This is a genomic window from Streptomyces capitiformicae (assembly GCF_002214185.1).
Lineage (GTDB): Bacteria > Actinomycetota > Actinomycetes > Streptomycetales > Streptomycetaceae > Streptomyces > Streptomyces capitiformicae.
The window spans coordinates 7,064,254-7,077,470 of the sequence record NZ_CP022161.1 but is presented as its reverse complement, the minus strand read 5'-3'; the positions used below and the strand labels follow the sequence as shown (position 1 = coordinate 7,077,470).

The window sequence follows — 13,217 nt, the reverse complement described above, 5'->3', positions numbered from 1 at the left end:
GGTCGGTGCCGTGCCGAAGCCGCTCAGCCTCTCCTTCGATCCCATCTCTCGCGCCGACGAGCACTGGAAGCAGCGCTGGGGAAACGTCCCGTCCATGGCCGCGATCACCTCGATCATGCGCGCCCAGCAGATTCTGCTGGCGGAGGTCGACGCCGTCGTCAAGCCGTACGGGCTGACCTTCGCGCGCTACGAGGCCCTGGTGCTGCTCACCTTCTCCCAGAAGGGTGAGCTGCCGATGTCCAAGATCGGCGAGCGTCTGATGGTCCACCCCACGTCGGTCACGAACACGGTGGACCGCCTGGTGAAGTCCGGCCTGGTCGACAAACGCCCCAACCCCAACGACGGCCGCGGCACCCTCGCCTCCATCACCGACAAGGGCCGCGAAGTCTGCGACGCCGCCACCCGCGACCTCATGGCCATGGACTTCGGCCTCTCCGTCTACGACGCCGAGGAATGCGCCGAGATCTTCGCCATGCTCCGCCCGCTGAGAGTGGCGGCGGGGGACTTCGAGGAGAGCTGAGCGCTCGCCCAGGGGCGCTCGAAGATCGTTCAAAACCGGTGGTTACGCTCGTACGCATGAAAAAGAGCGTGCTGACCCGCTATCGCGTCCTGGCCTATGTCACCGGTGTTCTGCTGATTCTGCTGACCCTCGGCATGATCGGGAAGTACGTGCTCGACCTGGACGGGGCCGCGGACTTCACATACGTCGTCAGCCTCGCGCACGGCTGGCTGTACGTCCTCTACCTGGTCTTCGCCTTCGATCTCGGCTCCAAGGCGAAGTGGCGGGTCAAGAAGCAGCTGTGGGTGCTGCTGGCGGGCACCATCCCGACGGCAGCCTTCTTCGTGGAGCGCAAGGTCAGCCGCGAGGTGGAGGCGAAGATCGCGGACAGCTCGTTCGCGACCGCCAAGGCGTAGCGCCTACCGCCGTACGGACACGCGTGCGGCGGTCTGCCGTCGACATTTACTTGGACGTCCAAGTAAATTGGTGGCATGGACGCTGACGCCATCGAAGAGGGTCGCCGACGCTGGCAGGCCCGGTACGACGCCGCGCGGAAGCGCGAGGGGGACTTCACCACGCTGTCCGGGGATCCTGTGGAGCCGGTGTACGGGCCGCGGGCCGGGGATGTGTACGAGGGGTTCGAGCGGATCGGGTGGCCGGGGGAGTTTCCGTTCACGCGGGGGCTCTATCCGACCGGGTATCGGGGGCGGACGTGGACCATTCGGCAGTTCGCGGGCTTCGGGAACGCCGAGCAGACGAACGAGCGGTACAAGATGATCCTCGCCCAAGGGGGCGGGGGGCTGTCCGTCGCGTTCGACATGCCGACGCTCATGGGGCGGGACTCCGATGATCCCCGGTCCCTGGGGGAGGTCGGGCACTGTGGGGTGGCCATCGACTCCGCCGCCGACATGGAGGTCCTGTTCCGGGACATTCCGCTGGGGGACGTCACCACGTCCATGACGATCAGCGGGCCGGCTGTGCCTGTCTTCTGCATGTATCTCGTCGCCGCCGAGCGGCAGGGTGTCGATCCGGCCGTGCTGAACGGGACGCTGCAGACCGACATCTTCAAGGAGTACATCGCGCAGAAGGAATGGCTCTTCCAGCCCGAGCCGCATCTGCGGCTCATCGGCGATCTGATGGAGCACTGCGCGGCCGAGATCCCGGCGTACAAGCCGCTGTCCGTGTCCGGGTACCACATTCGGGAGGCGGGGGCCACGGCCGCGCAGGAGCTGGCGTACACGCTCGCGGACGGGTTCGGGTATCTGGAGCTGGGGCTCAGCCGTGGGCTGGACGTGGATGTGTTCGCGCCGGGGCTGTCCTTCTTCTTCGACGCGCATGTCGATTTCTTCGAGGAGATCGCCAAGTTCCGTGCGGCGCGCAGGATTTGGGCGCGGTGGATGCGGGATGTGTATGGGGCGCGCTCCGAGAAGGCGCAGTGGCTGCGGTTCCATACGCAGACCGCGGGTGTCTCACTGACCGCGCAGCAGCCGTACAACAACGTGGTGCGTACGGCGGTGGAGGCGCTCTCCGCGGTGCTCGGGGGGACCAACTCCCTGCACACCAACGCCCTGGACGAGACCCTCGCGCTGCCGAGTGAGCAGGCCGCCGAGATCGCGCTGCGTACGCAGCAGGTACTCATGGAGGAGACCGGGGTCGCCAATGTCGCGGATCCGCTGGGGGGTTCGTGGTACGTGGAGCAGTTGACCGATCGGATCGAGGCCGACGCGGAGAGGATCTTCGAGCAGATCAAGGAGCGGGGGCTGCGGGCGCATCCCGATGGGCGGCATCCGATCGGGCCTGTCACGTCCGGGATTCTGCGGGGGATCGAGGACGGGTGGTTCACCGGGGAGATCGCGGAGTCGGCGTTCCGGTATCAGCAGGCTCTGGAGAAGGGGTCGAAGCGGGTGGTGGGCGTGAATGTCCATCACGGGTCTGTGACCGGGGATCTGGAGATTCTTCGGGTGAGTCATGAGGTGGAGCGGGAGCAGGTGCGGGTGCTTGCGGGGCGGAAGGGTGGGCGGGACGACGCGGCTGTGCGCCGCGCGCTGGATGCCATGCTGGTTGCCGCGCGCGGTGGGGCCAACATGATCGGGCCGATGTTGGACGCGGTGCGGGCCGAGGCGACGTTGGGGGAGATTTGTGGGGTGTTGCGGGAGGAGTGGGGGGTGTATACGGAGCCGGCTGGGTTCTAGGGGTTGGGTCGGGGTGGTTGGGCGGGTGCGGGTGGGTCGTGGCTTGTCGCGCAGTTCCCCCCGCCCCTGAAGGGACGCGGCTCTAACGGGGCGATCCCTTCAAGCCCTCCAGCAACAGCGCCGTGAAGGCCTTTGCCCAGGCTTCGTCCGCTGGTTGTGTGCTGACCAATGTGCGGTGGACTACCGCGCCCGCTACTACGTCGAAGATCAGGTCGGCCGTGTGGGCGGCGGTGGTGGGGTTCTGTTCCGGGGGGAGTTCGCCTCGGGACTGGGCTCGGGTGCGGCCTTCCAGGACCAGGCGTTTTTGGCGGTCGACGATGGAGGTGCGGATGCGTTCGCGCAGGGCCTCGTCGCGGGTGGCTTCGGCTACGACCGCCATCAGGCCGCTTTTGGCTTCCGGGCGGGCCAGGATCGTCGCGAACTGGAGGACCACGCCCTCGATGTCGGCGGCCAGGCTGCCGCGGTCGGGGAGGCGGAGTTCGTCGAAGAGGGCGGCGACGGCGTCCACGACCAGTTCGTTCTTGCCCGCCCAGCGGCGGTAGAGGGTCGTTTTCGCGACTCCGGCCCGTGCCGCCACGTCGCCAAGTGTCAGCTTGGACCAGCCGAGTTCGACCAGGGCCTCGCGGGTCGCCGCCAGGATCGCGGTGTCCGCGGCGGCGCTGCGCGGGCGGCCGGTGGCGCGTGGGGCGGGGCTGCGGCTCTGCATCCGCCGACCATATCCGGCCGTTCCCGGGGGCTTCGGCATGTCTTGTGTGTTGCCGTGAGGCAGATCACCGGGGGGTGGGTATATAGGAGTCGCCAGTGCAGTTACGCTACGACACGTATCGAAAGGCTGTCGCTTTTCACGCGTGCGCTCTGAGGGGGGAGGATGTACTCATGCAGCCACGGAACATGTCCATGAGCGGAGTCGTCGACCTCGCCGCGGTGAAGGCGGCCCAGGAGGCCAAGGCGAAGGCGGAGCAGGCGCGCGCCGAAGCGGCCAGGCAGGGCGGGGGAGGGGCGGTCTCTCCGGCCGACCTGGTCATCGATGTCGATGAGGCCGGGTTCGAGAGCGAGGTTCTGCAGCGGTCCACCGAGGTGCCCGTCGTCATCGACTTCTGGGCCGAGTGGTGCCAGCCCTGCAAGCAGCTCAGCCCGGTGCTGGAGCGGCTGGCCGTCGAGTACAACGGCAAGTTCGTCCTCGCCAAGATCGATGTCGACGCCAACCAGATGTTGATGCAGCAGTTCGGGATCCAAGGGATTCCGGCGGTCTTCGCTGTGGTGGCCGGGCAGGCGCTGCCCCTCTTCCAGGGCGCCGCCCCCGAGCAGCAGATCCGCGCCACCCTCGACCAGCTCGTGCAGGTCGCCGAGCAGCGCTTCGGTCTCACCGGCCTCGTGGTGGACCCGGACGCCGAGCCCGGCGCCGCCACCGAGGAGGCCCCGCAGACCCCGGCGGGCCCCTACGACCACCTGCTCGAAGCCGCCGTACACGCGCTGGACGCGGGCGACTTCGGCGGTGCGGTGCAGGCGTACAAGAACGTGCTGATCGACGACCCGGGCAACAGCGAGGCCAAACTGGGCCTCGCGCAGGCCGAGTTGCTGCAGCGGGTGCAGGGCGCCGACCCGCAGGAGGTGCGCAAGGCGGCCGCCGAGAACCCCGCTGACGCCCAGGCACAGATCGCGGCGGCGGACCTCGACCTCGTCGGCGGACATGTGGACGACGCGTTCGGTCGACTCATCGACACGGTGCGGCGCACGGCCGGGGAGGACCGGGATGCCGTACGGCTGCGGCTGCTTGAGCTGTTCGAGGTGGTCGGGTCCGACGATCCGCGGGTGACCGCGGCGCGGCGGGCGTTGGCGCGGGCCCTGTTCTGATCGATCGTCATCGATCGCCATCGATCGCCCGCGCGCGACCCCGTGGGGCGGGGTTGTGCGCGCCCCGGCCCGAAGTGCCGTGGCGCGTGAGGCGTGGGTGAAAGATTTGCCGACACAGCGACACTGCGGCCGCGCTTTACCAAATCTTGGTAATCGCGGCCGCTGTTACTGGCAGTAAGAGAATGTCGTCATTCTGTCGGAGTCTGTCCGAGTGTTCACCGATGTGCCGCCTCACTCGGGGCCACCCTGGGTTGTTGACCGATGCCGATGGGTCGTTGTTCGGTTATCCGTCCGTTACTAGCCAGTAACGAACCCCCTTGCGGGGGCGGCGAGAATGCACCACGATCGGCGACGCTCGGTCCATTCCCGTACCCCGCCGGCCAGTCGGGTCAACGGGTTTTCTGGGTCCCCACCGAGTAGAGCCGGCGACAGTGGCGCCGGCTCTTGGACAGGGGGGTCTCTGCTCAACGGCAGAGCCTGTCCAGCAGGTTGTGCGTGATGCGTGTCAGGCGCGACCAGTGGTTGTCGCTCGGGGGTGATCGCCGGTGATTCGGGCGCTGTACGCGCCGTCGAGCGCGGGCGCTCTCCTTACCGAGGACGTAGCACTTCTCCCATCCCTGCCCGGCCGAGCCGCCGTTCCACGGGGCGAGCCGGTCAGGAGATGTACGTCCGAGAAGGAGGAAATATGGAGTCCCAGGTGCGTGGCGGGACCAGATGGAAGCGGTTCGCTGTGGTCATGGTGCCCAGCGTCGCCGCGACGGCAGCGATAGGTGTCGCCCTCGCGCAGGGTGCTCTCGCCGCGTCGTTCAGCGTGTCGGGCCAGTCGTTCAAGGTGACGGCTGACCGGCTCGACGGTACGGGCTTCTCGCAGTACGGGGCGCTCGACGAGGGCTACACCCTCAAGGGCGAGAAGACGATTCACCCCGTCGCCGTCTCCGCGTTCAAGAACGCGGAGATCTCCAACATGTGCCAGTCGGTCGTCACCCCGAACGTCCCGATCCTCGGTAGCGTCAGCCTCAAGCTGACCGCCGGTACCGGTGGCAAGAAGGTCGAGGCCGAGAACCTCTACATCGACGTCGAGGACCTCTCGGCGGATGCCACCTTCCGTGGCATCGACATCGGTGTGGCGGCCAAGGACGCCAACAAGGGTCCGGGCATGAAGGGCGGCAAGGAGCAGGCCAACCCCTACGGGTTCGCCCAGCAGGCCGACTCGGCCACGCTGACCGATGTGAAGCAGACGGCGTGGGCGACCACTGCCGGAACCTTCAAGCTGAGCAACTTGAAGATGTCGCTCCACAAGGGCGTCGTGGAGTGCTACTGAGCACTCCGTGGGCGGGCGAGGGGGCCCAGCTTCTTCGCCCGCCCGTCTTTCTCGCCGTGCGCGAACGCCGCGTACGCGAGTTCCGTACGTGAAATCAGTACGCGCGCCTCGTACGCGGCGTACGTGAACTTCTCACAGCAACACCGTTCCAGGGAGCTGTTGTCCATGAGCGCCGAGTCAACGGGGCAGAACGAAGACTATCTCCACGCCTTTCGGCGGCGCTTCCGCGACTGGAGGGGCAGTCGCCCCTTCTGGGCGGGCCTGTTGGTACTGCTCGGCGGTTTCCCGATCATGTACCTGCCGTACGCGAACCTGCAGATCGGTCATCTGACGCTCGCCATGGCGACGACCGGTGGTGCCGGATCCCTCATCATCGGCGTGCTGCTGGTGGTGCTCGGGGTCAGCCTGTGGTTCCAGCGGCACGTACGCACCTTCGCCGGTACCGCGGCGATCCTCCTGGCGCTGGTGTCGATCCCGGTCTCCAACCTCGGTGGCTTCGGTGTCGGCTTCCTGCTCTCGTTGGTCGGTGGCGCGATGGCCATCGCCTGGGCGCCGGGCCGCGAGGAGGCGGCGGTGCCGTCCACGTACAGCATGCCGACGCGCCAGGACACGGCTCCCCAGGCTGCGGCTCCCCAAGGCATGGCACAGCAAGGTCAGGTCGACCTCCACAAGGGCGACGCCCCGGAACCCGCCGCAGCGGGCTCGGTGAACGGGGCGGCGAACGGCGAGGGTGACGACCTGTCAGGTACCACCCCCACGAACGGGACGAACGGGAGGCACAGTGCCGGCTGACGAGGTGACCCACGGGACTTCGGTGGGAGAGTCCCGTGCGAGATCCGGACCGCGGCACGCGGCGCCCAAGAAGCCCCTTCTCACCCGGCTCAAGATGCCGGCGGGCAAGGCGATAGCCCTGGCGGCGATGCCGACGGCGGTCCTCATGGGTACGGGCTTCACGCCCACGCTCACGCTCGCCCGCGCCGAGGACCCGGCGTCGCAGAGCCTGACGGCCGACGAGTACAAGGACTGCGTGGAGGCCCTGGAGGCCGCCGAGGACGGCGACGACGCCACGGCCTCGCCCACGCCCTCCCCGTCCGCCTCGGAGAGCGACGGCACGGCGGACGACGGCACGGCGACGGACGATGACACGCCGACGGACTCGGACACGGGCTCCTCGGACGACTCGGCGTCGGACGACACGTCCTCCGACGGCTCCTCTTCGTCGGATTCAGGTTCCGGCGACAAGGAGACGTCCGACACGGGCGAGTCCACGACCGAGGACACCGCCGGGAAGGAGGCCGCGGGCGCCACGGCCACGCCGTCGCCGTCCGCCCCCGAGACCGGTGGCAACGTCCTGGACGACATCGGCACCGCGCTCGAGGACCTGTTCACGCCGGACGACAAGGAGACGTCGGCCGGCGCCACGCCCTCGGCCACGCCGTCCCCCTCGGCCACGGACGACACCTCCGGCTCGTCCGGGAACACGGACTCGTCCGACGCCTCCAAGGACGCGAAGGACACCGCCGACGACGCCGCGGACAAGGTCGAGGACACCGCGAAGGACGTCACCGACACCGCCGAGGACACGACCGACGACACGGCTGACGACACCGCCGACGACGAGACCGTGTCCCCGAGCCCGTCCCCGAGCGACGGGGTGAACGCGGAGGACTGCCCGGCCGCAACGGACGACGAGAGCGGCATCGAGCAGGGCATCCCGCCGCTGCCCGACGACCCGTGGTACCTGAACGCCAGCTCGCTGCTGCTGAAGGGCGCCTCCTACAAGGGCGTCGTCAAGGTGAAGACCGCCAACGGCTCGGTCAAGGAGGTCCTGAAGTACGTCGTCTCCGACGGCTCGGACATCGGCGACCTGCACCAGACGGTCGAGGACAAGCAGGCCGGCGTCACCTACCACGTGCAGGCCGGCAAGGGCACCACGTCCACCATCCGCGACGGCACGACGGTCATGTACACGGAGAGCATCTCCGGCAACCTGCTCGGCCTGATCCCGGTGACCTTCGACCCGAGGCACCCGCCGCCGCTGGACATCCCGCTGATCTACTTCACCAAGGTGAAGGTCGTCCAGGCGGGCCAGTTCGGCGGAACGCTGACCGTGCCGGGCATGCACCAGTTCATGACCGACTGAGCAGTCGCACAGGACCCGTTCGGGAGCCGCACAACACAGTGAGGGCGCCCCCTGTCCGCAGGGGGCGCCCTCACTGTCGTACGTACGGCCTGTAGGGCCTCGGCGTCGCGTCAGTCGCGTGCGCCGCCGCCCAGGTGGTGCACCCGGACCATGTTCGTGGTGCCCGGGACACCGGGGGGCGAACCGGCGGTGATGACGGCGATGTCGCCCACGTTGAAACGGTTGAGCTTGACCATCTCGTGGTCGACCAGGTCGACCATCTCGTCGGTGCTGTTCACGAACGGCACGACATGCGACTCGACACCCCAGCTGAGCGCCAGCTGGTTACGGGTGGATTCGTCGGTGGTGTAGGCGATGATCGGCTGCGACGCGCGATAGCGGGACAGCCGGCGGGCGGTGTCACCGGACTGCGTGAAGGCCACCAGGGCCCGGCCACCGAGGAAGTCGGCGATCTCGCAGGCGGCACGGGCGATCGAACCACCCTGCGTCCGCGGCTTCTTGCCCGGCACCAGCGGCTGGAGGCCCTTGGAGAGCAGTTCCTCCTCGGCCGCCGCGACGATCTTCGACATCGTACGGACCGTCTCCAGCGGGTACGCGCCCACGCTGGACTCCGCCGACAGCATGACCGCGTCCGCGCCGTCCAGGATCGCGTTGGCGACGTCGGACGCCTCGGCGCGCGTGGGGCGGGAGTTGGTGATCATCGACTCCATCATCTGGGTCGCCACGATCACCGGCTTGGCGTTGCGGCGGCACAGCTCGATGAGCCGCTTCTGCACCATGGGGACCTTCTCGAGCGGGTACTCGACGGCCAGGTCGCCACGGGCGACCATCACGCCGTCGAACGCCATCACGACGTCCTCCATGTTCTCGACCGCCTGCGGCTTCTCCACCTTGGCGATGACGGGGACCCGGCGGCCCACCTCGTCCATCACCTTGTGGACGTCCCGCACATCGCCCGCGTCCCGGACGAAGGAGAGCGCCACCAGGTCGCAGCCCATCCGCAGCGCGAACCGCAGGTCCTCGACGTCCTTCTCGGACAGCGCGGGCACGTTCACGGCCGCGCCGGGCAGGTTGATGCCCTTGTGGTCCGAGATGACACCGCCCTCGATGACCTCCGTGCGCACCCGCGGACCGTCGACCTCGAGGACCTTCAGCTCGACGTTGCCGTCGTTGATGAGGACCTGGTCGCCGGGGGCGACGTCACCGGGCAGCCCCTTGTACGTCGTACCGCAGATCTGCTTGTCGCCCGGCACGTCCTCGGCAGTGATGGTGAACTCGTCACCGCGCACCAGCTCCACCGGACCCTCGGCGAAGGTCTCCAGACGGATCTTCGGGCCCTGCAGGTCGGCGAGGACACCGATGGCCTTGCCGGTCTCGGCGCACGCGGCGCGGAGGCGGTCGTAGCGGCCCTGGTGCTCGGCGTGGCTGCCGTGGCTGAAATTGAAGCGGGCCACGTTCATGCCGGCCTCGATCAGCGCGACAAGCTGCTCATGGGAGTCGACCGCGGGGCCGAGAGTACAAACGATTTTCGAACGGCGCATGGGGCGATCCTATCGGTTTGTTTCGCTACGGAATATTCCGTCTGATGGAAAACACAAAAGGGCGGAATGCCGCTCAGTTGAGGGCCCGTGCGAACCCTCCCAGTTACCTATGGGTAGGCCTTTTCAGGCCTCCACGAGGGCGTATGTCTGTGTCGCGATCTCCAGTTCCTCGTCCGTCGGCACCACCGCGACCGCCACCCGAGCGCCGGCCGGTGAGATCAGCCGCGGCTCGTCACTCCGTACGGCGTTGAGCTCGTCGTCCACGGCCAGGCCCAGTTGCTCCAGGCCCGCCACGGCGGCCTTCCGCACGGGCGCCGAGTTCTCGCCGACCCCCGCTGTGAACGCGATCGCGTCCACCCGGCCGAGGACCGCGTAGTAGGCACCGATGTACTTCTTCAACCGGTGAATGTAGATGTCGAACGCCAGCTTCGCGCGTTCGTCGCCCTCGTCGATACGACGGCGTATTTCCCGCATGTCGTTGTCGCCGCACAGACCGATCAGACCGCTCTTCTTGTTGAGGAGAGTGTCGATCTCGTCCGTGGACATTCCGCCAACGCGCATCAAATGAAAGATGACGGCAGGGTCCATGTCACCGGACCGCGTACCCATCACCAGCCCCTCCAAAGGCGTCAGCCCCATCGAGGTGTCCACGCACTCCCCGCCGCGTACGGCGGAGGCGGACGCCCCGTTGCCGAGGTGCAGCACGATGACGTTCACGTCCTCCGGGGACCTGCCCAGCAGCTCGGCCGTCGCCCGGGAGACGTACGCGTGTGAGGTGCCGTGGAAGCCGTAGCGCCGGATGCGGTGCGTGTCGGCGGTCTCCACGTCGATCGCGTAGCGGGCGGCCGACTCCGGCATCGTCGTGTGGAAGGCCGTGTCGAAGACGGCGACCTGCGGGAGGTCGGGGCGCAGCGCCCGGGCCGTACGGATACCCGTCAGGTTGGCCGGGTTGTGCAGCGGCGCCACCGGGATCAGCCGCTCGATCTCGGCGAGCACGGCGTCGTTCACGACCGTGGGCTCGGTGAAGCTCTGCCCTCCGTGCACGACGCGGTGCCCGATGGCGGCCAGTTCGGGCGAGTCGAGGCCGAGCCCGTCCTTCGCCAGTTCCTCGGCGACGGCCTGGAGGGCGGCCGCGTGGTCGGCGATCGACTCCGTGCGCTCGCGGGAGGCGCCGCCGTCGTTGAGTGGGGTGTGCTTCAGCCGGGAGCTCTCCTCGCCGATCCGCTCGACCAGGCCCACGGCCAGCCGGCTGCTGTCGCGCATGTCGAGCAGCTGGTACTTCACCGAGGAGGAGCCGGAGTTGAGGACGAGGACGCGGGTGGCGGTCACGGTGTGCTTTCTGTAGGCGTTCACTGGGCAGCGGGCGGGGTGGTGGGCGTCTGGGCCTGGATCGCGGTGATGGCGACCGTGGTGACGATGTCCTGGACCAGGGCGCCGCGGGACAGGTCGTTGACCGGCTTGCGCAGCCCCTGGAGGACCGGCCCGACGGCGAGAGCGCCGGCCGAGCGCTGCACGGCCTTGTAGGTGTTGTTGCCGGTGTTGAGGTCCGGGAAGATCAACACGGTTGCCTGGCCGGCGACTTCGGAGTCGGGCAGCTTGGTGGCGGCGACACTCGGCTCGACGGCGGCGTCGTACTGGATCGGCCCCTCGATCTTCAGATCGGGCCGCCGGGACCGTACGATCTCCGTTGCCTCCCGCACCTTGTCGACGTCGGCGCCCGAGCCGGACGTACCGGTGGAGTACGACAGCATCGCGATCCGCGGCTCCACCCCGAACTGCCGGGCGGTGGCGGCGGACTGGATGGCGATGTCGGCGAGCTGCTCGGCGTTCGGGTCGGGGTTCACGGCGCAGTCGCCGTAGACGAGCACCTTGTCGGCGAGGCACATGAAGAAGACGGACGAGACGATGCCGGCGTCCGGCCTTGTCTTGATGATCTCGAAAGCGGGCCGGATGGTGGCGGCCGTGGAGTGCACCGACCCCGACACCATGCCGTCGGCGAGCCCCTCCTGGACCATGAGCGTGCCGAAGTAGTTCACGTCGGACACGACGTCGTACGCCAGCTCCATGCTCACGTTCTTGTGGGCCCGGTACTGGGCGTACTTCTCGGCGAAGGTGTCCCGGATCTCGGAGGTCTGCGGGTCGATGAGCTGACAGCCGCCGAGGTCGATGCCCAGGTCGGCGGCCTTCTTGCGGATCTGGTCGACGGGCCCGAGGAGCGTGAGGTCGCAGACACCCCGGCGCAGGAGCACCTCGGCCGCGTGCAGCACGCGCTCCTCGGTGCCCTCGGGGAGGACCACGCGGCGCCGGTCGGAGCGGGCCTGTTCGAGCAGGGTGTGCTCGAACATCATCGGCGTGATCCGGTCGCTGCTGGGCGCCGAGACCCGGGTGCGCAGCTCGGCCGTGTCGACGTACCGCTCGAAGAGCCCGAGCGCCGTCTCCGCCTTGCGCGGCGTCACCGCGCTCAACTTCCCCTCCATGGAGAAGAGTTCGGACGCGGTGAGGAAGGACCCGCTCTCGACGGCGACCACCGGGGTGCCGGGCGCGAGCCGGGCGGCGAGGGTGAGGACCTCGTCGCTGGGCCGCTCGTTGAGGGTGAGCAGCACACCGGCGATGGGCGGCGTGCCCGCGCTGTGAGCGGCGAGGGCCCCGACGACGAGGTCCGCCCGGTCGCCCGGGGTGACGACCAGACAGCCCGGGGTCAGGGCGTTGAGGAAGTTCGGCAGCATGGCCCCGCCGAAGACGAAGTTCAGCGCGTCACGCGCCAGCCCCGAGTCGTCGCCGAGAAGCACCTTGCCGCCGAGGGCGTGGGTGATCTGGGCGACGGTGGGCGCGGCGAGCGCGGGCTCGTCGGGCAGGACGTAGGAGGGGACGGGGAGCGGCAGCCGGGAGTCCTGGAGCCGCTCGGCTATCTCGGCCCGGTCGCCGGGCGCGACCCGGTTCACGACCATGGCGAGGACGTCGCAGCCGAGCCCCGCGTAGGCCCGGTACGCGTTGTGCGTCTCGGCGGCAACGGACTCGGCGGTCTGCTTCCGCCCGCCGACGACGGAGATGACGGAGGCGCCGAACTCGTTCGCGAGCCGGGCGTTGAGGGCCAGCTCGTCGGGGAACTGGGTGTCGGCGAAATCCGTACCCAGGACGAGGACGACGTCGTAGTCACGGGCGACGGCGTGGAACCGGTCGACGAGGGTCGAGACGAGCTCGTCGATACCGTGCTCGGCCTGGAGCGTGGACGCCTCGTGGTAGTCCATGCCGTACACGGTCGCCGGGTCCTGGGAGAGCCGATAACGGGCGCGCAGCAGTTCGAAGAGCCGGTCCGGGCCGTGGTGCAGCAGTGGCCGGAACACCCCCACCCGGTCGACCTGGCGGGTCAGGAGCTCCATGATCCCCAGCTCGACGACCTGACGGCCGTCGCCGCGGTCGATCCCGGTCACGTACACGCTGCGCGTCACGTGTGCTCTCCGTTTCGTGTGATGGTTGAGTTTGTGTGATTGCCGTGGGTGAAAATGACCGCTGCGGCGGACGGAAACCCTCTTGACAATACCCTTGTCGATGGATAAGGCGCCCGTCAGTTCGCGGCTCGGGCGGGTAGGTGCTACGGGCACGGCAGCCCCCTGTGAGCCGTGAAACAATCGGACTGGCTCACAAGTACCAGCACCGAGCACGACGA

12 protein-coding genes are annotated in these 13,217 nt (G+C 68.5%); 7 read left to right on the top strand and 5 right to left on the bottom strand.

Annotated elements, in window-relative coordinates:
• Positions 1-10 precede the first annotated feature (10 nt).
• The 3 genes from CES90_RS31610 (at position 11) to CES90_RS31600 (ending at position 2,691) form a co-directional block, all read left to right on the top strand.
• Positions 11-520 (top strand): MarR family winged helix-turn-helix transcriptional regulator, encoded by a 510-nt coding sequence (locus CES90_RS31610; protein ID WP_149828772.1) that lies wholly within the window; start codon positions 11-13, stop codon positions 518-520.
• Positions 521-576: 56 nt separating this feature from the next.
• Complete coding sequence (locus CES90_RS31605; RefSeq protein WP_189785830.1) at positions 577-915, top strand: DUF3817 domain-containing protein; 339 nt, start codon at positions 577-579, stop codon at positions 913-915.
• A 75-nt stretch (positions 916-990) separates the two neighbouring features.
• Positions 991-2,691, top strand: a complete 1,701-nt coding sequence (locus CES90_RS31600; RefSeq protein WP_189785829.1) for an acyl-CoA mutase large subunit family protein — start codon at positions 991-993, stop codon at positions 2,689-2,691.
• Between the two features lie 82 nt (positions 2,692-2,773).
• Here the strand turns inward: CES90_RS31600 and CES90_RS31595 are convergent, their stop codons facing one another.
• Positions 2,774-3,397, bottom strand: coding sequence for a TetR/AcrR family transcriptional regulator (locus CES90_RS31595; RefSeq protein WP_189785828.1), 624 nt, complete (start codon positions 3,395-3,397; stop codon positions 2,774-2,776).
• 170 nt (positions 3,398-3,567) lie between these two features.
• Here CES90_RS31595 and CES90_RS31590 point away from each other — a divergent pair, with 170 nt between their 5' ends.
• Positions 3,568-4,545, top strand: a complete 978-nt coding sequence (locus tag CES90_RS31590; protein ID WP_189785827.1) for a tetratricopeptide repeat protein — start codon at positions 3,568-3,570, stop codon at positions 4,543-4,545.
• Between the two features lie 685 nt (positions 4,546-5,230).
• The gene (locus CES90_RS31585; RefSeq protein WP_189785826.1) at positions 5,231-5,866 is read left to right on the top strand and encodes a DUF6230 family protein; all 636 of its coding nucleotides are present in this window, start codon (positions 5,231-5,233) and stop codon (positions 5,864-5,866) included.
• Here CES90_RS31585 and CES90_RS31580 read toward each other — a convergent pair.
• Positions 5,860-6,033, bottom strand: coding sequence for a hypothetical protein (locus CES90_RS31580; protein WP_189785825.1), 174 nt, complete (start codon positions 6,031-6,033; stop codon positions 5,860-5,862). The two genes, CES90_RS31585 and CES90_RS31580, sit on opposite strands and share 7 nt — an antisense overlap.
• Here CES90_RS31580 and CES90_RS31575 point away from each other — a divergent pair.
• Both CES90_RS31575 and CES90_RS31570 read left to right on the top strand, forming a co-directional pair.
• On the top strand, positions 6,032-6,658 hold the full coding sequence (locus tag CES90_RS31575) for a DUF6114 domain-containing protein (RefSeq protein ID WP_189785824.1): 627 nt from the start codon (positions 6,032-6,034) through the stop codon (positions 6,656-6,658). The two genes, CES90_RS31580 and CES90_RS31575, sit on opposite strands and share 2 nt — an antisense overlap.
• Positions 6,648-8,009 carry a hypothetical protein gene (locus tag CES90_RS31570; RefSeq protein ID WP_189785823.1) on the top strand — a complete coding sequence of 454 codons (1,362 nt, stop codon included), beginning with the start codon at positions 6,648-6,650 and terminating at the stop codon, positions 8,007-8,009. The genes CES90_RS31575 and CES90_RS31570 overlap by 11 nt, the downstream gene beginning before the upstream one ends.
• A gap of 110 nt (positions 8,010-8,119) precedes the next feature.
• Here CES90_RS31570 and pyk read toward each other — a convergent pair whose 3' ends face one another.
• From pyk to pta, 3 genes are all read right to left on the bottom strand, one after another.
• The gene (pyk, locus tag CES90_RS31565) at positions 8,120-9,550 is read right to left on the bottom strand and encodes a pyruvate kinase (RefSeq protein WP_189785822.1); all 1,431 of its coding nucleotides are present in this window, start codon (positions 9,548-9,550) and stop codon (positions 8,120-8,122) included.
• Between the two features lie 123 nt (positions 9,551-9,673).
• A complete protein-coding gene (locus CES90_RS31560) occupies positions 9,674-10,879 on the bottom strand; it encodes an acetate kinase (RefSeq protein ID WP_189785821.1) in 1,206 nt (401 codons plus the stop codon).
• 20 nt (positions 10,880-10,899) lie between these two features.
• Positions 10,900-12,999 carry a phosphate acetyltransferase gene (gene pta, locus CES90_RS31555; RefSeq protein ID WP_189785820.1) on the bottom strand — a complete coding sequence of 700 codons (2,100 nt, stop codon included), beginning with the start codon at positions 12,997-12,999 and terminating at the stop codon, positions 10,900-10,902.
• Between the last annotated feature and the right edge of the window lie 218 nt (positions 13,000-13,217).

Excerpts from the sequence above, each read along its gene's own strand:
- CES90_RS31605 (WP_189785830.1), top strand. The coding sequence starts at position 577 with ATGAAAAAGAGCGTGCTGACCCGCTATCGCGTCCTGGCCTATGTCACC.
- CES90_RS31600 (WP_189785829.1), top strand. The coding sequence starts at position 991 with ATGGACGCTGACGCCATCGAAGAGGGTCGCCGACGCTGGCAGGCCCGG.
- CES90_RS31595 (WP_189785828.1), bottom strand. The coding sequence starts at position 3,397 with ATGCAGAGCCGCAGCCCCGCCCCACGCGCCACCGGCCGCCCGCGCAGC.
- CES90_RS31590 (WP_189785827.1), top strand. The coding sequence starts at position 3,568 with ATGCAGCCACGGAACATGTCCATGAGCGGAGTCGTCGACCTCGCCGCG.
- CES90_RS31585 (WP_189785826.1), top strand. The coding sequence starts at position 5,231 with ATGGAGTCCCAGGTGCGTGGCGGGACCAGATGGAAGCGGTTCGCTGTG.
- CES90_RS31575 (WP_189785824.1), top strand. The coding sequence starts at position 6,032 with ATGAGCGCCGAGTCAACGGGGCAGAACGAAGACTATCTCCACGCCTTT.
- CES90_RS31580 (WP_189785825.1), bottom strand. The coding sequence starts at position 6,033 with ATGGACAACAGCTCCCTGGAACGGTGTTGCTGTGAGAAGTTCACGTAC.
- pyk (WP_189785822.1), bottom strand. The coding sequence starts at position 9,550 with ATGCGCCGTTCGAAAATCGTTTGTACTCTCGGCCCCGCGGTCGACTCC.